This window comes from Bordetella petrii (assembly GCF_000067205.1).
GTDB lineage: Bacteria > Pseudomonadota > Gammaproteobacteria > Burkholderiales > Burkholderiaceae_B > Bordetella_A > Bordetella_A petrii.
On record NC_010170.1, the window covers coordinates 5270673 to 5287950 of the forward strand.

The window sequence follows — 17278 nt, forward strand, 5'->3', positions numbered from 1 at the left end:
CGCTGGCGACTATGCCCATGACGGTTCAGCGCAGCGCCAGCAGCACCACCAGGGCCAGCGCCAGCAACAGGCTCAGGCCTTTCCAGAAGACCAGCGGGTTGCGCTCGAGCAGCGGCGGGCGCGCATGGGTAGCCACGGCGGCGTGCGGGTGGCGCAGGGCATAGGTGAGCTCTGACAGTTCCTGGTAGCGCCGCCGCGGGTCGGGATGCACCGCCAGGCTCAGCACGCCATCGACCCAGGCCGGGATGGCGTGCCGCTCGTCCAGGGCCGATACATACCGCAGTTGACGCTGGGCGGCGCGGGTGCGGGCCTGGGCCACCTGGGCGCCATAGGGAAGCCGGCCGGTCAGCATCTGGTAGGCGATGACGCCCAGCGAATAGATGTCGGACACCGGGCTGCCTGGCTCGCCCAGGAAGTACTCTGGCGCCGCGTATTGCGCCGTGCCCAGCATGGGCGCTGCCTGGCCGCCGGGCGCCATTTCGGCGATGCCCGCCACCCGGGTCGAGCCAAGATCAATGATGCGCGCCGTGCCGTCGGCGCCGAGCAGGATGTTTTCGGGGCGCAGATCCTGGTGCACCATTTCCTGGCGATGGAATGCCTGCAGACCCTGGGCGACCTGCTCGATGATGTCCGTTACCTGTTCCAGCGACGGCGCGCGATGCGTCGCCATCCAATGCGCCAGGGTGATGCCTTCCAGGTACTCGGTCACCGTGTACAGGCTGCGGCGCGGGCGCGTTGCCGGCCAGGCCCGCACCACGTGGCTGCTGTCCAGGCGGCGCGCAATCCACTCCTCCATCAGCAGGCGTTCCAGGTAGGCCGGATCGTGGCGCAGGTCTAACGAGGGAATCTTGATCGCGACCACGGCGCCGGTGGCCAGGTCGGTGGCCCGGTAGACGTGGCTGCGGCTGCTGGCGCGCAGTTCCTGGTCGATGCGAAAACCCTCGAATACCATGCCGGCCTGCAGCAGCGGCGGGCACGGCAAGGCGCTTGCCTGGCGCGCGACTTCGCCTGCGTCGGGGGTGGGCAGATCGTCGACGCGCACGATCTGCACGGTCAGGTTGTCGGCGCTGCCGCAAGCATAGGCCAGGTCGGCCAGCGACGCGGCGGCTGCGTCCAGGTTCGGGGCGTGGGTGTGCACGGCCTGGATCACGGCGGCGGCATCCACGAATTCGTGCACGCCGTCCGTGGCCAGCACGAATACATCGCCGGCCTCGACCCGCCGCGTGTGATAGTCGACCTGCAGGTGTGCCGACAGGCCCAGCGCGCGCCCCAGGTAGCTTTTGTCGCGCGCCACCTGGATGCGGTGGTCGTCGGTCAGTTGTTCCAGCACGGCGCCGCGCAGGCGGTAGATGCGCGCGTCGCCGACATGCAGGATGTGCGCGGTGGTGGACTTCAGCACCAGCACGCTCATGGCGCAGACATAGCCGCGATCGCGGTCATGGCGGTGCGGGCCCTGGCGGGTCTGCGCATGCAGCCAGGCGTTGGCCGCGGACAGCACCCGCTGCGCCGATTTTTTTACGGGCCAGGATTCCGGGGTGCAGTAATAGTCTTCCAGGAAACCGGCCACCGCGGTCTCGCTGGCGATGTGGCTGACGCCGCTGCTGCTGATGCCGTCGGCCAGCGCCACGGCAATGCCCTTGGTGTCCAGCAGCGGGCCCTCCGGGATGCACAGGCCGTGGAAGTCCTGGTTGGACGGCTTGCGGCCCCGGTCGGAATACTGGCCCACCGTCACGCGCAAGCGCCGTGTGGCGGTGGGGTGGTCCGGGTGGCGGGCTGGGGGGCGGTCCATGCGCGCGCCCGGCGATCAGCCGAAGCTGCGCTTGGGGGCGGTTTTCATGTGCGTGGTGTACAGCGTCAGGCCGGTGAGCGAGATGCCGCCCAGCAGGTTGCCCAGCACCACCGGGATTTCGTTCCAGATCAGGTAGTCCATGATCGAGAAATTGCCGCCCAGGATCAGTGCCGACGGGAACAGGAACATGTTGACCACCGAGTGCTCGAAGCCCATGTAGAAGAACAGCATGATGGGCATCCACATGGCGATGACCTTGCCGCTGACCGAGGTGGAGATCATGGCGCCCACCACGCCCAGCGACACCATCCAGTTGCACAAAACCCCGCGGATGAACAACGTGAGCATACCGGCCGCGCCATATTCCTTGTAGCCCAGGGTGCGGTTTTCGCCGATGTGCGAAATCACCTCGCCCACCTTGCCGGCCGGAATCGAGAACCCGTAGGTGAACACGATGGCCATCAATACCGCCACGGTGAGTGCGCCCAGGAAATTGCCCACGAACACTACGCCCCAGTGCTTCAGGATGGCGCGCGGGGTGACGCCCGGCCGCTTGTCGAACCAGGCCAGTGGCGTCAGCATGAATACGCCCGTCAGCAGGTCGAAGCCCATCAGGTACAGGATGCAGAAACCCACGGGAAACAAGGCCGCGCCCAACAGGGGCGAACCGGTCTGCACATTGATGGTTACGGCGAACACCGCGGCAATGGCGAGGATGGCGCCCGCCATGTAGGCGCGGATCAGCGAGTCGCGGGTAGCCATGTAGATTTTCGATTCGCCCGCATCGACCATCTTGGTGACGAATTCTGAAGGGACCAGGTAGGACATGATGTCTTCCGATAGGGTGAATGGAATAGAACCCGCGCGCGCGAACCGTAAACAACAGGGCGCCCATGACCTGGGCGGGTCAGAGGCGCCGTTGCCTGGGAGGTGCGCGAGTTGTGTGGCGGACCGATGGCCGTCAGGAAGAATCAAGCAACAAGCATGCCAATGGGCGGCCAGCAGAGAAGGCGGCGCGCGCCGCGCAATGCCCAGGCGCCGCCCGGCGGCGGCTGTTCAACATGGTGCATGGCGGCCGGGCTGGTGCATCTTCGTGCACCGCGGCGGGGCGGGCGCGAGGGGTCGGTTTATTTGCCGATGCAGAAGCTCGAAAAAATCTCGCCGAGCAGGTCGTCGCTGGTGAACTTGCCGGTGATGCTGCTGAGGCTGTCGTGCGCCAGGCGCAGTTCTTCCGCGAAGAGATCCAGCACGCGGTCGTCTTGCGCCGCGTGTTCCGTGGCGGCCTCGAGGTGTTCGGCGGCCCGCTGCAGTGCGTGCACATGGCGCTCGCGCGCGAGCCAGGGCGATTCCGCGCCCGGGTTCCAACCCGCCAGCGCCAACAGGCGCGCGCGCAGTTCGTCCAGCCCCGCGCCTTCACGCGCCGAAATGCCCAGCTGACCGGCCTGGGCCTGGAACGGCTGGTCCAGCAGGTCGACCTTGTTGAATACCGTCAGCAAGGGCGTGCGCGCCGGCAGCCGCGCCACGATCTGCGCGTCCAGCTCATCGGCCGGCTGGGTGGCGTCCTGCAGGTGCAGGATCACGTCGGCGCGCTCGATTTCTTTCCAGGTGCGCGCGATGCCGATGCTCTCTACCGTATCGTCCGTGTCGCGCAGCCCGGCGGTGTCGACGATATGCAGGGGCACGCCGTCGATGTGGATTTCCTGCACGACCTTGTCGCGCGTGGTGCCGGCGATGGGCGTGACGATGGCGATGTCGTCGCCCGCCAGCGCGTTCAAGAGGCTGGACTTGCCCACATTGGGCTTGCCGGCCAGCACCACGTGCAGGCCTTCACGCAGGATGACGCCCTGGCGCGCCTGGGCGATAAGCGTGGCCAGGTCGGCGGCCAGCGCCTGCAGCGTGGGGCGCGCCTGGTACTTTTCGAGGAAGTCGATTTCTTCTTCGGGAAAGTCGAGCGTGGCTTCGACCAGCATGCGCAGGTGCACGATGCGGTCCGACAGGGCATTGACGCGGGCGGAGAACTCGCCCGACAGCGACGCCATGGCTCCGCGCGCGGCGGCAACCGATGATGCGTCAATCAAGTCGGCCACCGCTTCGGCCTGAGCCAGGTCCATGCGGTCGTTCAGGAAGGCGCGGCGCGTGAACTCGCCCGGCTCGGCCAGGCGCACGCCCAGGTCTGCCCCCGCCTGCAGGCAGCGTTCGAGAATGCGCCGCAGCACGGCCGGCCCGCCGTGGCCCTGCAGTTCAAGTACGTCTTCGCCGGTGTATGACTGTGGTGCGCGGAAATACAGCGCAATGCCTTCGTCCAGGTGCTCGCCTGTTTCGGCGGTAAAAGGCAGATAGTGCGCGTGGCGCGGCGTGAGCTCGCGGCCGAACAGGCGCCGCGCCAGCGCCGATAAATCAGGGCCGGAGATGCGCACCACACCGATGCCGCCGCGGCCGGGGGCGGTGGCGATGGCGGCGATGGGAACATGCGTGGACGAAGCCATGAGCGAGTGAATTCCGGGACAGATTCTGGACGGCAATAAGGGAATATAACTGTTGCGTGTCTTTGCGTTTGCTGGTTAAGTTGTGCGGCGGCAGTCCAACCTGCAGAACATACACGGGGAGAGCATGATGGCGTCTCGATGGTTACGTTTATTGGCTGGCAGCACACTGACGATGGCTCTGGCGCTTGGGGCCGCCACACCGGCCGCGGCGCGCGACCTGGTGGTGGCGCTGAAAACCGAGCCCAGCTCGCTGGATCCCCAATATCACGCGCTGACGCCTAATACGCAGATTTCCCACACCTTGTTCGATCCGCTGGTGCGCGCCGATTCGAAGCTGCAGCCGCAGCCGGCGCTGGCGGAATCCTGGACGGTGGACGGCGACGTCTGGACGTTCAAGCTGCGTCCGAACGTGAAGTTCTCGGACGGCTCGCCCTTCACGGCGGAAGACGTGGTGTTCACCTACGACCGCGTTCCGAAGGTGCCCAACAGCCCGTCGCCCTTTACGCTGTACCTGGGCTCGGTGGCCAAGGCGGAAGCCGTGGACCCGCTGACCTTGCGTATTACCACCAAGGGGCCGGCGCCGCTGCTCTTGATCAACCTGGCGCAGCTGCCGATTTTGTCGAAGCACGCGGCCTCGGGCCCCGCGCCCGAAGGCAAGACCACCACCCAGCTCAATAGCGGCGACGGGCTGGTGGGCACCGGCCCGTACAAGTTCGTGTCGTGGAAGCGCGGCGCCGAACTGGTGTTCGAGCGCAACGAACACTACTGGGGCAAGAAGCCCGACTGGGACAAGGTTATCTATCGCCCCATGTCGAACGCCGCCGGGCGCGTGGCCGCTCTGCTGGCCGGCGACGTGGACATGATCGAAGATCCTCCTACCGATGACCTGCCCAACCTGAAGAAGAACAAGAATCTGTTCATCGAAGAAACGCCCTCGGTGCGGGTGATGTACGTGGCCATGGACCAGTACGCCGAGCCCACCCCGGGCATTCCCGATTTGCAGAAGAACCCGCTGAAAGACAAGCGCGTGCGCGAGGCCCTGTCGCTGGCGATCAATCGCGATGCCATTGTCGACCGCGTGATGGGCGGCGTGGCCAAGGCGGCCGGCAACGCGCTGCCGTATCCCATGTTCGGCGCGTCGAAGGAACATGCGCAAGCGCCCAAGGCCGATCCGAAGAAGGCCAAGCAGTTGCTGGCGGAAGCCGGCTATCCGGACGGCTTCTCCATTACCCTGGGCTCGCCCTCGGGCCGCTACGTGAACGACTCGAAGATCGCGCAGGCCGTGGCGTCGATGTGGTCGCGCATCGGGGTCAAGACCAGCGTCGAAGCCCTGGCGCCTTCGGTGTTCTTCAAGAAGCGCGACAGCTATGGCTTCAGCGCCTACATGGCTGGCTGGTCGGCCACCAGCGGCGAGATGTCCAACCCGCTGACTTCGCTGCTGATGACGCGCAATCCCGAGGCGGGCGAAGGCACGACCAACCGGGGCCGCTATTCGAACCCGGAAATGGACAAGCTGGTGCGCGAGGCCTCGCGCACCATGGACGACGACAAGCGCGCGAAGCTGCTGCAGCAGGCCAGCAACCTGGCCATGGACGACTATGCGTTCCTGCCGCTGCATTTCGAGCTGTCGGTATGGGCCATGAAGAACGACATCCGCTACGAGGGCCGGCCCGACCAGACCACCCTGGCGCAGTACGCGACACTGAAGAAATAGGGCCGGAGTAGCGCCGACGTGCTGGCAACCATTATCCGCAGGCTGCTGCAGACGCTGGTCGTGATGCTGGTGATGTCGGCGCTGGTGTTCGCCGGCATCTACCTGGTGGGCGACCCGGTGGCGATGCTGGCCAGCCCCGAGGCCACGGATGCGCAGCGCGAGGCCATCCGGGTGTCGCTGGGGCTGGACAAACCCCTGGTGGTGCAGTACCTGGTGTTCATCGGCCAGGCGGTGCAGGGCAATTTCGGCAACAGCTTCCTGACCGGCGAGCCGGCCATGCGCCTGATTCTGGAGCGCATGCCGGCCACGCTGGAGCTGGCCAGCGTGGCCATGCTGCTGTCGGTGCTGATCGGCGTGCCATTGGGCATTCTGGCCGGGCTGCGGCCCAAGGCGGTGGGTTCGCGCGCCATCATGACGAGTTCGGTGCTGGGGTTCTCGCTGCCGAATTTCTGGGTGGGCCTGATGCTGATCATGCTGTTCGCCGTGCAGCTGGGCTGGCTGCCGGCCAGCGGCCGCGGCGCCACCGTGTCGGTGCTGGGCGTGCCGCTCAGCGTGCTGACGCTGGACGGCCTGGCCAGCCTGGTGCTGCCGGCCAGCACCATTGCGCTGGCCAAGTGCGCCATGATCGTGCGGGTGACGCGCGCGGCCACGCGCGAATCGCTGCCCATGGACTACATCAAGTTCGCGCGCGCGAAAGGCCTGTCCGAAAAGCGCGTGCTGGGCGTGCACCTGTTGAAGAACATCCTGATTCCCATCGTGACGGTGGCGGGGCTGGAGTTCGGCCAGGTGGTGGCTTTTGCCGTGGTGACCGAAACCGTGTTTTCGTGGCCTGGCATGGGCAAGCTGCTGATCGATTCCATCATCAACCTGGACCGTCCGGTGGTGGTGGCCTACCTGATGCTGATTGTGTTCTTCCTGGTCATGCTGAATCTGGTCGTGGACATTATCTATACCGTGCTGGACCCGCGCGTACGCCTGGAGCGCCGAGCATGACGACGCCGGTTTCTTCCGCCACGCCCGCACCTGTCGCCGCGCGCGTCGAGACGCCGCTGCGCCGTTTCCTGGCCGATTTCTGTGCCAGCAAGCTGGCGCTGCTGGGCGTGGTGCTGTTGCTGCTGACCGTGGGGGCGGCGCTGTTCGCGCCCTGGATCGCGCCGCAGAATCCGTTCGACATAGGCACGCTGGACATTCTGGATTCCAAGCTGCCGCCCGGCAGCGCCAGCAGCGACGGCAGCATGACCTACTGGCTCGGCACCGACGGGCAGGCGCGCGACGTGTTTTCGGCCATTCTGTACGGCATGCGCACCAGCCTGATGGTGGGCACCATTTCTGTGCTGGCGGCGTTTGCCATCGGCGCCACGGTGGGCCTGATAGCGGCTTACTTCGGCGGGCGGATCGACGCCGTGCTGATGCGCACCGTCGACATCCAGTTGTCGTTTCCGGCCATTCTGGTGGCGCTGATCCTGCTGGCCATTCTGGGCAAGGGCGTGGACAAGGTGATCATCGCGCTGGTGGTGGTGCAATGGGCCTACTTCGCGCGCGCGGCGCGCGGCGCGGCGCTGGTCGAGCGCGGCAAGGAATATGTCGAGGCCGCGCGCTGCATGTCGCTGGGCTGGGGGCGCGTGCTGTTTCACCACGTGCTGCCCAATTGCATGCCGCCCCTCATCGTGATTGCCACCATCGACCTAGCCCACGCCATCGCGCTCGAGGCCACGCTGTCGTTCCTGGGCGTAGGCGTGCCGGTGACCGAGCCGTCGCTGGGCATGCTGATCTCGAACGGGTTCGAATACCTGTTGTCGGGCCTGTACTGGATTTCGTTCTTTCCCGGCATCGCGCTGGCCATCGCCATTATCGGCATCAACCTGGTGGGCGACCACCTGCGCGACGTGCTGAATCCGCACAACGCGGCCTGAGCAGGACACCGGCCATGGACCACGCCCCTGTTACCGCCGCCGCGCCCGTGCTGGAAGTGCGCGGCCTGAAGACGCATTTTTTCACGCGCGCCGGCGTGGTCAAGGCGGTGGATGGCGTCGACCTGTCGGTGGGGCCGGGGGAAATCCTGGGCCTGGTCGGCGAATCGGGCTCGGGCAAGAGCATTACCGGGTTCTCGCTGCTGGGATTGGTGGACGCGCCCGGCCGGGTGGTCGACGGCGAGATCCGCCTGAATGGCGAAGACCTGCGCCTGGCCTCGCCAAGGCGCTGGCGCGAGCTGCGCGGCAGCGACATCGCGATGATCTTCCAGGATCCGATGATGACGCTCAACCCGGTGCTGCGCGTCGATACGCAAATGATCGAGACTGTGCAGGCGCATGGCCGCGTCAGCCGGGCCGAGGCGCATGCGCGCGCGCTGCAGGCGCTGACCAAGGTGGGTATTCCGTCGCCGCAGGAACGATTGCGCGCCTATCCGCACCAGTTGTCGGGCGGCATGCGCCAGCGCGTGGCCATTGCCATTGCGCTGCTGAATGCGCCGCGCCTGATCATTGCGGACGAACCCACTACCGCGCTGGACGTGACCATCCAGGGCCAGATCCTGTACGAAATGCAGAAGCTGTGCCGCGAAACCGGCACCGGGCTGATCTGGATCACCCACGACCTGGCCGTGGTGGCGGGGCTGGCCGACCGGGTGGCGGTGATGTACGCGGGCCGCGTGGTGGAAACCGGGACCACGGCCGACGTAATCGGCCGCCCGCTGCATCCGTATACGCATGGGCTGATCGCGTCGATTCCCACGCCGCAGACGCGCGGCCGGCCGCTGGACCCCATTCCGGGCATGACGCCGTCGCTCTTGAACTTGCCGCAGGGCTGTGCGTTCCGCACGCGCTGCGCGCGCGCCACCGAAGCCTGTACGCAGGCGCCGCAAGCCGTCGAGCACCGGCCTGGCCACTGGGCCCGCTGCTGGCACGCAGGAGAACCGTAGTGCAGACTGCCGCGTCCATTTCTTCGCAGGCGCCCCACCCGCCGGCATCGCCGGACACGACGCCGATCTTGTCGCTGCAGGGGGTCGAGCAGCATTTTGTGCAGCCGGTCGACCTGGCCGGCCGCATCGCCAATCTGTTCGGCGCGGGCCTGAAGACCCTGGTGGTGCAGGCCGTGGCCGGCGTCGACCTGGACGTGCGGGCCGGCGAGGTGATCGGCATCGTGGGCGAATCGGGTTGCGGCAAGTCGACGCTGGGCCGCATGGTGTCGGGCATTCTGCGGCCCACCGGCGGGCAGATTCATTACCAGGGCAAGCCGGTGGCGCAGATGCCGGCGGCCGAGCGGCGCGCCTACGAGCTGGGCGTACAGATGATTTTCCAGGACCCCTACGCGTCGCTGAATCCGCGCATGCGGGTGCTGGACATCATTGGCGAGGCGCCGGTGGCGCACGGGTTGATCCGCGCAGGCGAAAAGGCCGATTATGTGGCCGGCCTGATGCGCCAGGTGGGTCTGGACGCCGCGTATACGCAGCGTTATCCGCACCAGTTTTCGGGCGGCCAGCGGCAACGCATTGGTATTGCGCGCGCCCTGGCGCTGAAGCCGTCGGTGATTGTGTGCGACGAGGCCGTGGCGGCGCTGGATGTGTCGATCCAGGCGCAGGTGCTGAACCTGTTTGCGCAATTGCGCCGCGAGCTGGACCTGACGTATTTGTTCATCAGCCACAACCTGAGTGTGGTCAGCCATATTTCGGACCGGGTCGCCATCATGTATCTGGGCCGCATCGTCGAGCTGGCCACGACCGATGCGGTGTTCTCGCGCGCCAACCATCCCTATACCCAGGCGCTGCTGAAAGAACTGCCCGACCTGCGGCCGGGGCGGCGCGACTACCGGCCCATCAAGGGCGAGCTGCCTTCGCCGCTGGCGCCACCTACGGGTTGCGCGTTTCATCCGCGTTGTCCGCATGCGATGCCGCGCTGTTCGGTGGAGCGTCCGCTGCTGCGCACGATTGCCGGGGGGCATGCCAGCGCGTGTCACTTGAATGACGAGGCGGGGCGGGGGTGAGTTGATGGAGGGGTTGGTTCTTGCCCCGTCCCGTGCCGTCCGGCCAGTTCCCGGGGGGCGGCGCACGTGCGTCGGGCTCGGGCGCATGCAGGCGCCTCGGCCTGCTGCGCAGGCTGCCCCGCCGCCCAACGCGCCGCCCCCCGGGAACTGGCCGGACGGCACGGGACTATGAAGGACTCAGCGGTATGCTACAAAATCTGGATACCGAGCCCTTTCTCAGCAAAATCACGAGCCCCGCTATGAAAACCCTAGATGAAATCGAACGTGCCCATGCCGATCTGACTTCTCTGCGGCGCGATATCCATGCGCATCCCGAGCTGGCGTTCAACGAGACTCGTACCTCTGCCCTGGTGGCCGAGCGGCTGCGCAGTTTCGGCATCGAGGTGCATACCGGTTTCGGCAAGACGGGCGTGGTGGGCGTGCTGAAGGCCGGCACGGGCGGCAAGACCGTGGCCCTGCGGGCCGACATGGACGCCTTGCCCATGCCCGAGCACAACCGCTTCGCGCACAAGTCGACCATAGACGGCCGCATGCACGGCTGTGGCCACGATGGCCACACCACCATGCTGCTGGGGGCGGCCGAGTACCTGGCCCGGCACCGCGATTTTGACGGCACGGTGGTGTTCATCTTCCAGCCGGCCGAGGAAGGCGGCAATGCCGGCGCGCGCGCCATGATGGAAGACGGCCTGTTCGACAAATTCCCGTGCGACGCGGTGTTCGGGTTGCACAACATGCCTGGCATGCCGGTCAACCAGTTCGGGTTTCGCAGCGGCCCTGCCATGGCCTCGAGCAACCGCTGGGACATCACCATTCGTGGCGTGGGCGGCCACGCCGCGCAGCCGCATCGCGCGGTCGACCCCATTGTGGTGGCGGCCGACATGGTGCACGCGCTGCAGACGCTGATCTCGCGCAGCAAAGACCCGCTCGAGTCCGCGGTGCTGACCATCACGCAGATCCATGCCGGCGATGCCTATAACGTGATTCCCGGCGAGGCCGTGCTGCGCGGTACGGTGCGCACCTACACGGTCGACGTGCTGGACCAGATCGAAGACGGCATGCGGCGCATTGCCACCAGCCTGCCGCAGGTGTACGGCGCCACCGGCGAACTGGATTTCGTGCGCGCGTATCCACCGCTGGTGAACTGGGAAAAAGAAACCGCCTTTGCCGCCCAGGTGGCGCGCGATGTGTTTGGCGACGAGCAGGTCAACTGCGAGATTCCGGCCTTCATGGGGGCCGAGGATTTTTCGTTCTACCTCGAGAAAGTGCCTGGCTGCTACCTGTTCCTGGGTAATGGCGACGGCGACCATCGCCTGGCCACCTACCATGGCATGGGCCCGTGCCAGCTGCACAACCCCAATTACGATTTCAACGACGCCCTGCTGCCCGTGGGCGCGACCTACTGGGTGAAACTGGTGCAGAAGTTCCTGGCCGCCTGAGGGCCGTGCGGCGGCTATATGACGCCAAGCTCTGTTTAAACACCGATAACTTCGTTTGAACCGGCGGGTTGCGTTTGCATAATGGGTTGCTCTGAATGCCGGAGCTACCCATGTCTGTTGCCAGTAACGCCTTGCGCCGCGACGAAGTCGCGGCCGACCAGGACTTCGACGTCCGGCCGCTGCCCGGCGGCATCGGCGCCGAAATCGTCGGCATCGACCTGGGCCGCCCGCTGGGCGACGGCGATTTCGCCCGCGTGCGTCGCGCCCACCTGGAACACCACGTGGTGGTGTTTCGCGACCAGCGCATCACCCCGCAGCAGCATATCGATTTCAGCCGCCGCTTCGGCAAGCTGATGGTCCATGTGCTGCACCAGTTTCACCTGCCCGGTCATCCAGAGATTCTGATCGTTTCGAACATCATCGAAGACGGCAAGCCGGTGGGCCTGGGCGATGCCGGCAAGTACTGGCACTCTGACATCTCGTACAAGCCGCTGCCGAGCCTGGGTTCGTTGTTGCACGCGCAAGAGCTGCCCGCCGAAGGCGGCGACACGCTGTTCGCCGACATGCACAAGGCCTACGACACCCTGCCCGCGCATTTGCGCCAGGCCATCGCGGGGCGGCGCGCCGTGCACTCGTACCTGGCCAAATACGGCCAGATGCAGAAAGAAGGCAACTGGCGCCCCAACCTCAGCGCCGACCAGCTGGCGCAAGTACAGGAAGTGGTGCACCCGGTGGTGCGCACGCATCCGGAAACCGGCCGCAAGGCGTTGTTCGTGAGCGAAGGGTTCACGACTCGCATCGAGGGCCTGCCCGAAGACGAAAGCCGCCAGGTGCTGGACGAACTGTTCGCCCACAGCATCCGACCCGAGCACATCTACCGCCATGCCTGGCGCGAGCGCGACCTGGTGTTCTGGGACAACCGCGCGCTGATCCACCTGGCCGCGGGCTGCCCGCCGCATCTGCGCCGCAAGCTGTACCGCACCACGATCGAGGGCGATCTGCCTTACTGAGCCGGATGAGCATGATGAACTTCCCCACTTTCAAGCAGCGCCTGGCGCGCTATGCCGGCGCGTCGGCGCTGGCGCTGCTGATCGCCCTGCTGGCGTTGTTGTCGCCTACCCCGGCGCTGGCGCAGGCCGCGTTGCACGCCGATGCCGCGGCGGCGGCCGTACGGGGCAACTGAAATGACGGCGCTTCAACCGCTGCTGCAGGTGCGCGGCCTGACCCTGGAATACAAGACGCCACAGCGCCGCGTGCGCGCCACGCACGAAGTGAGTTTCGATGTCTACGACGGCGACCGGTATATCTTGCTGGGCGCCTCGGGCTGCGGCAAGTCCACGTTGCTCAAGGCCGTGGCGGGCTTCGTGGCGCCCGCCGCCGGCCAGGTGCTGCTCGACGGCCAGGCCGTGGCCGGTCCCGGCCCGGACCGCGTCGTGGTGTTTCAGGAGTTCGACCAACTGCCGCCCTGGAAAACCGTGCTGCAGAACGTGGTGTTTCCGCTGGTGGCCACGCGCAAGCTGGGCCGGGCCGAAGCGCGCGACCGGGCCTTGCATTACCTGGACAAGGTCGGGCTGTCGGCCTTTGCCGATGCGTATCCGCACACGCTGTCGGGCGGCATGAAGCAGCGCGTGGCCATTGCCCGCGCGCTGGCAATGCAGCCGCGCGTGCTGCTGATGGATGAGCCCTTCGCGGCACTGGACGCGCTGACCCGCCGCAAGATGCAGGAAGAGTTGCAGGCGCTGTGGGACGAGGCGCGCTTCACGCTGCTGTTCGTCACCCATTCGATCGAAGAAGCGCTGGTGCTGGGCAACCGCATTTTGCTGTTGTCGCCGCATCCGGGCCGGGTGCGGGCCGAACTGAACGCCCACCAGTTCGATTTGCGCGCGCAGGGGTCGGCAGCTTTCCAGGCAGCCACCCGGCGCATCCACGACCTGCTGTTCGACGTGCCCGCGCGCTACGAGCCGCAACGCGCGGCCGCCTGAAACCTACCGGAAGCACGGCCATGAGCATGACCGCACAGGGCGCCGTGTTGCGCCCGGAAATCGAACACGACCTGCCGCCCCTGCCCGGCCTGGCGGCCGAGGCGCCACTGTCCTGGCACGAGCGCCTGCGCCAGCATGCGGCCGTGCGCAAGACGGCCATCTTGCTTGTGCTGGCGTTGCTGTGGGAAGCGGCCGCCCGCTACACCGGCAACGACCTGCTTTTGCCCGGTGCCTGGCAGACCGCGCAGGCCTTCGTGCAAGGCCTGGCCGACGGCGAACTGCCGTCGCGCGCCCTGCAGTCGCTGCAGGTGCTGCTGAAAGGGTATGTGGCGGGCATTGCGCTGGCCTTTGTGCTGACCACCCTGGCCGTGTCCACGCGCCTGGGGCGCGACGTGCTGTCGACCCTGACAGCCATGTTCAACCCCTTGCCCGCCATCGCCCTGCTGCCCCTGGCCCTGTTGTGGTTCGGCCTGGGCGAAGGCAGCCTGGTGTTCGTGCTGGTCCACTCGGTGTTGTGGGCGCTGGCGTTGAATATCTACGCGGGCTTTTTGGCCGTGCCCGAGACCCTGCGCATGGCCGGCCGCAACTATGGCCTGAAGGGGCCGCGCTACGTATTCGGCATTCTGGTGCCGGCCGCCCTGCCGGCCATTGTGGCGGGCCTGCGCATAGGCTGGGCCTTTGCCTGGCGCACGCTGATCGCGGCGGAACTGGTGTTCGGCGCTTCCAGCGGCGAAGGCGGCCTGGGCTGGTACATCTTCCAGAACCGCAACGAGCTGTACACCGACCGCGTGTTCGCCGGGTTGGCGGCGGTGGTGATCATCGGCCTGGCTGTCGAGAACCTGGTGTTCAACACTCTGGAGCGCCTTACCGTGCGGCGCTGGGGCATGCAGCGCTAGCCGCGGGGCCGCCGGGTCCGGAAGCAGCCTTGCCCAAAAACCTTGCCGGAAATGACCGCGCCCCCAAGGCATGAATGCCTTGGGGGCGCGATGCGTTGGGTACCTGCGAAAAGCGCCCGGCGTTGGTGCGCGGCCGGGCGCCGGGGTGCGCTAGCGGTTGGCCGCGGCCTCTGCCTTGCGCTGCAGGTTGCGGGTGATGGTCCACTGCTGCGCGATGGACAGCGTGTTGTTGACGCACCAGTACAGCACCAGGCCGGCCGGGAAGAAGAACATCATCCCGCCGAACACCAGCGGCATGATCATCATGACCTTGGCCTGGATGGGATCGGGCGGCGTGGGGTTGAGCTTGATCTGCAGGAACATGGTGGCCATCATGACCGCCGGCAGGATGAAATAGGGGTCACGCACCGACAGGTCGTGCACCCAGAGGATCCACGGCGCGCCGCGCATTTCGACGCTGGCCAGCAGCACCCAGTACAGGGCGATGAACACCGGAATCTGCACCACCATGGGCAGGCAGCCGCCCAGCGGGTTGATTTTCTCGGTGCGGTACATCTCCATCATGGCCTGGTTGAGTTTCTGGCGATCGTCGCCGTACTTTTCTTTCAGGGCCTGCAGGCGCGGGGCCACCTGCTTCATGCGCGCCATCGAGCGGTAGCTGGCAGCGGCCAGCGGGAAGAACACCGCCTTGATGATGACGGTAAGGGCGACGATGGCCCAGCCCCAGTTGCCCAGCAGGCTGTGCAGCCAGGTGAGCAGCGAGAACAGAGGTTTGGCGATGATGGTCAGCCAGCCGTAGTCGACCACCAGTTCCAGGCCCGGCGCCACCGCGGCCATGGCTTTCTGGTCTTGCGGGCCGACCCACAGGCGCGAATCGACCTGGGCGGTGGCGCCCGGCTGCACCGTGCCGACGGCTTCGATGCTGCGAGCGGCATACAGGTTGGGCTGCACCTGCAGCAGCTCGTTGGTGCGCTGCTTGCCTTGCGGGGGCACCCAGGCAGTGGCGAAGTAATGCTGCACGACCGCCAGCCAGCCGTTGTCGGCCTGCTTGATGTAGCTGCCCTTGCCCTTGGCGATGTCCGAGAAGGTGATTTTCTGGAATTTGTCTTGCTCAGAATAGACCGCGACACCGGTGAAGGTGTGATAGAAGCTGGACGTATCGGCCGGGTCGTTGCCGTCGCGTTCGAGTTGCAGGTACAGCGACGGCGCCAGCGGCGCATCGGACGTGTTGGCCAGCGAGTGCTGGACGTCGATGTCGTAGCGGCCGCGATGCAGGGTGTAGGTCTTGGTGACTTTCAGGCCGCCCGAGTCGGCCTCGAACACCACTTGCAGGCTGTCGCCCTTGAGTTCGTGGTCGGTGGAGACCAGGCGGAACGGCGTCTGGTGATTGGGGAAGCTCTGGCCATTGGGCGCGCCGACCAGGCCGGACTGCACCACGTAGGTGAGTTCGGGCGAGCGGTCGAGCAGCACGGTGGGCTTGTTGGGCTGGCCCGACGTGGGGTACTTGAGCAGCTCGGCGCGTATCAGCTGAGCCCCGGTGGTGTCGAAGGTCAGGCGCAGGACGTCGGTGGAAACCACCACCTGCTCGACCTTGGCCGCGGCCGGCGCAGCCGTGGCGCCGGGCACCGTGCTGGCCGCCGCGGCGGCGGGCGTCGTGGGCACCGAGGGCGTGGCAGCCTGCCCATTGGCGGCAGCCTGCTGGCCTTCGGCCGGACTGGCGGCGCTGGATGCGGGGGGCGTTCCGAACAACGACGGCTTGCCGTTATGGATTTGCCAGTTGTTCCACAGGAGCAACAGCGAGAAGGAGAAGATCATCCAGAGGATGGTTCGTCGGATATCCATAGTGCCTACGGTAAGGATGCGGGCCGGCCGGAAACGGAGCGGCAAACCCGCGAGTTTAGCGTCAATTGGGACCGGTGCGGCGCTGATGCGTGCAGCACGGGGGCGAATCGGGGTGATGCGGGGGCGGAACCGGGTCATGCCCGCCCGGCGACCACGGATGGCACCGGCCGATGCGGCGCGCCGCCAGCCAGGTGCCGCGCCAGGCGCCATGCCGCTCGATGGCTTCGATGGCGTAGGCCGAGCAGGTGGGCGTGAACCGGCACTGCCGCCCCAGCCAGGGGCTCAGGAAAAACCGGTAGAACCGGATGGGTGCAATCAGCAGCACCTTGATCATGGCCGCACTCGAGCGAAGTGAGCGTCTACTTCGGCGCGCGCAAGGCGCTTCAGCGAGGTCAGCGTCGCGGGCGCGGGCTTGCTGTGCAGCCGCAGCACGTAGTCTTGCGGCGGCAGTTCCAGCCGGCAGTGCCGGAAGGCTTCGCGGATGACCCGCTTGAGCGCGTTGCGCGTGCTGGCGTGCGCCGCATAGCGCTTGGCGATGACCATGCCCAGGCGTGCCTGGGCGGCCTGCCCCGGGGGCGGGCTGCTGGGCGCGGCGCTGAGAATGAAGAAAGCCCCTCGGGCCAGCCGGCGCCCTTTCAGGGCAGCAGCGAACTCAGAGGGGCGATGCAGCCGCGCCTCGGGAGGAAGCGTGGCGCGAGGCATGAACGACCGGTGCGGCGATACGCGGAAAGCGGAAAGACCCGGTGCCGGCCTTACACGGCCAGGCGCTTGCGGCCTTTGGCGCGACGGGCGTTCAGCACGGCGCGGCCGCCACGGGTTTTCATGCGCACGCGAAAGCCGTGGGTACGCTTGCGGCGGGTAACGGAAGGTTGGTAGGTGCGTTTCATGGACGATCCACAAAAAGAACAACGTCAGAAGGGACCTGCCCGACGGGTTCCCGGCCAGGGCATGCCCTGGCGCACATGACGGCGGGGGCGGGCCCCGGCGTACGAAAAAGGAACCTTCTGACAGACAGAATTCGGAAAAGCCCATCATTTCAGCAAGTTTTCTCTGCCTTGTCAAACAGTTACGGCCAGAAGACAGGGACGCAACAGCCGCGGCCTGTGGATAACCCACCCCCAGGCAAGGTAGAATCGAGGTTTGAATAAGAGCGAC

The 17278-nt window shown here is 66.5% G+C and carries 17 protein-coding genes; 10 read left to right on the top strand and 7 right to left on the bottom strand.

Annotation, left to right across the window (positions count from 1 at the left end; translation table 11 throughout):
• Positions 1 to 25: 25 nt before the first annotated feature.
• From BPET_RS25300 to mnmE, 3 genes are all read right to left on the bottom strand, one after another.
• Complete coding sequence (locus tag BPET_RS25300; protein ID WP_012251815.1) at positions 26 to 1789, bottom strand: bifunctional protein-serine/threonine kinase/phosphatase; 1764 nt, start codon at positions 1787 to 1789, stop codon at positions 26 to 28.
• Positions 1790 to 1804: 15 nt separating this feature from the next.
• The gene (locus tag BPET_RS25305) at positions 1805 to 2617 is read right to left on the bottom strand and encodes a formate/nitrite transporter family protein (RefSeq protein WP_012251816.1); all 813 of its coding nucleotides are present in this window, start codon (positions 2615 to 2617) and stop codon (positions 1805 to 1807) included.
• Positions 2618 to 2916: 299 nt separating this feature from the next.
• Entirely contained in the window at positions 2917 to 4275 is a 1359-nt protein-coding gene (gene mnmE, locus BPET_RS25310) for a tRNA uridine-5-carboxymethylaminomethyl(34) synthesis GTPase MnmE (RefSeq protein ID WP_012251817.1), read from the bottom strand.
• A 127-nt stretch (positions 4276 to 4402) separates the two neighbouring features.
• Here mnmE and BPET_RS25315 point away from each other — a divergent pair, with 127 nt between their 5' ends.
• From BPET_RS25315 to BPET_RS25355, 10 genes are all read left to right on the top strand, one after another.
• Entirely contained in the window at positions 4403 to 5989 is a 1587-nt protein-coding gene (locus BPET_RS25315; RefSeq protein WP_012251818.1) for an ABC transporter substrate-binding protein, read from the top strand.
• Between the two features lie 18 nt (positions 5990 to 6007).
• Positions 6008 to 6982, top strand: coding sequence for an ABC transporter permease (locus BPET_RS25320; protein WP_012251819.1), 975 nt, complete (start codon positions 6008 to 6010; stop codon positions 6980 to 6982).
• Positions 6979 to 7902 carry an ABC transporter permease gene (locus BPET_RS25325; protein ID WP_012251820.1) on the top strand — a complete coding sequence of 308 codons (924 nt, stop codon included), beginning with the start codon at positions 6979 to 6981 and terminating at the stop codon, positions 7900 to 7902. Before BPET_RS25320 ends, BPET_RS25325 begins: the two co-directional genes overlap by 4 nt.
• A gap of 14 nt (positions 7903 to 7916) precedes the next feature.
• Complete coding sequence (locus BPET_RS25330; protein ID WP_012251821.1) at positions 7917 to 8906, top strand: ABC transporter ATP-binding protein; 990 nt, start codon at positions 7917 to 7919, stop codon at positions 8904 to 8906.
• Positions 8907 to 8971: 65 nt separating this feature from the next.
• A complete protein-coding gene (locus tag BPET_RS25335) occupies positions 8972 to 9967 on the top strand; it encodes an ABC transporter ATP-binding protein (RefSeq protein WP_407921194.1) in 996 nt (331 codons plus the stop codon).
• 239 nt (positions 9968 to 10206) lie between these two features.
• A complete protein-coding gene (locus BPET_RS25340) occupies positions 10207 to 11403 on the top strand; it encodes a M20 aminoacylase family protein (RefSeq protein WP_041863317.1) in 1197 nt (398 codons plus the stop codon).
• A 95-nt stretch (positions 11404 to 11498) separates the two neighbouring features.
• Positions 11499 to 12413: a TauD/TfdA dioxygenase family protein gene (locus BPET_RS25345; protein WP_012251824.1), complete on the top strand. Its 915-nt coding sequence runs from the start codon at positions 11499 to 11501 to the stop codon at positions 12411 to 12413.
• 11 nt (positions 12414 to 12424) lie between these two features.
• The gene (locus BPET_RS26995) at positions 12425 to 12586 is read left to right on the top strand and encodes a hypothetical protein (protein WP_158310104.1); all 162 of its coding nucleotides are present in this window, start codon (positions 12425 to 12427) and stop codon (positions 12584 to 12586) included.
• A 1-nt stretch (position 12587) separates the two neighbouring features.
• Entirely contained in the window at positions 12588 to 13385 is a 798-nt protein-coding gene (locus BPET_RS25350) for an ABC transporter ATP-binding protein (protein ID WP_012251825.1), read from the top strand.
• A gap of 20 nt (positions 13386 to 13405) precedes the next feature.
• A complete protein-coding gene (locus BPET_RS25355) occupies positions 13406 to 14281 on the top strand; it encodes an ABC transporter permease (RefSeq protein ID WP_012251826.1) in 876 nt (291 codons plus the stop codon).
• A 150-nt stretch (positions 14282 to 14431) separates the two neighbouring features.
• Here BPET_RS25355 and yidC read toward each other — a convergent pair whose 3' ends face one another.
• The 4 genes from yidC to rpmH form a co-directional block, all read right to left on the bottom strand.
• The gene (gene yidC, locus BPET_RS25360; RefSeq protein WP_012251827.1) at positions 14432 to 16123 is read right to left on the bottom strand and encodes a membrane protein insertase YidC; all 1692 of its coding nucleotides are present in this window, start codon (positions 16121 to 16123) and stop codon (positions 14432 to 14434) included.
• Between the two features lie 61 nt (positions 16124 to 16184).
• Positions 16185 to 16457, bottom strand: coding sequence for a membrane protein insertion efficiency factor YidD (gene yidD, locus BPET_RS25365; protein ID WP_041863320.1), 273 nt, complete (start codon positions 16455 to 16457; stop codon positions 16185 to 16187).
• The gene (locus tag BPET_RS25370) at positions 16454 to 16825 is read right to left on the bottom strand and encodes a ribonuclease P protein component (RefSeq protein WP_012251829.1); all 372 of its coding nucleotides are present in this window, start codon (positions 16823 to 16825) and stop codon (positions 16454 to 16456) included. The genes yidD and BPET_RS25370 overlap by 4 nt, the downstream gene beginning before the upstream one ends.
• 50 nt (positions 16826 to 16875) lie before the next feature.
• Entirely contained in the window at positions 16876 to 17010 is a 135-nt protein-coding gene (gene rpmH / locus BPET_RS25375) for a 50S ribosomal protein L34 (RefSeq protein ID WP_003800771.1), read from the bottom strand.
• Positions 17011 to 17278 lie beyond the last annotated feature (268 nt).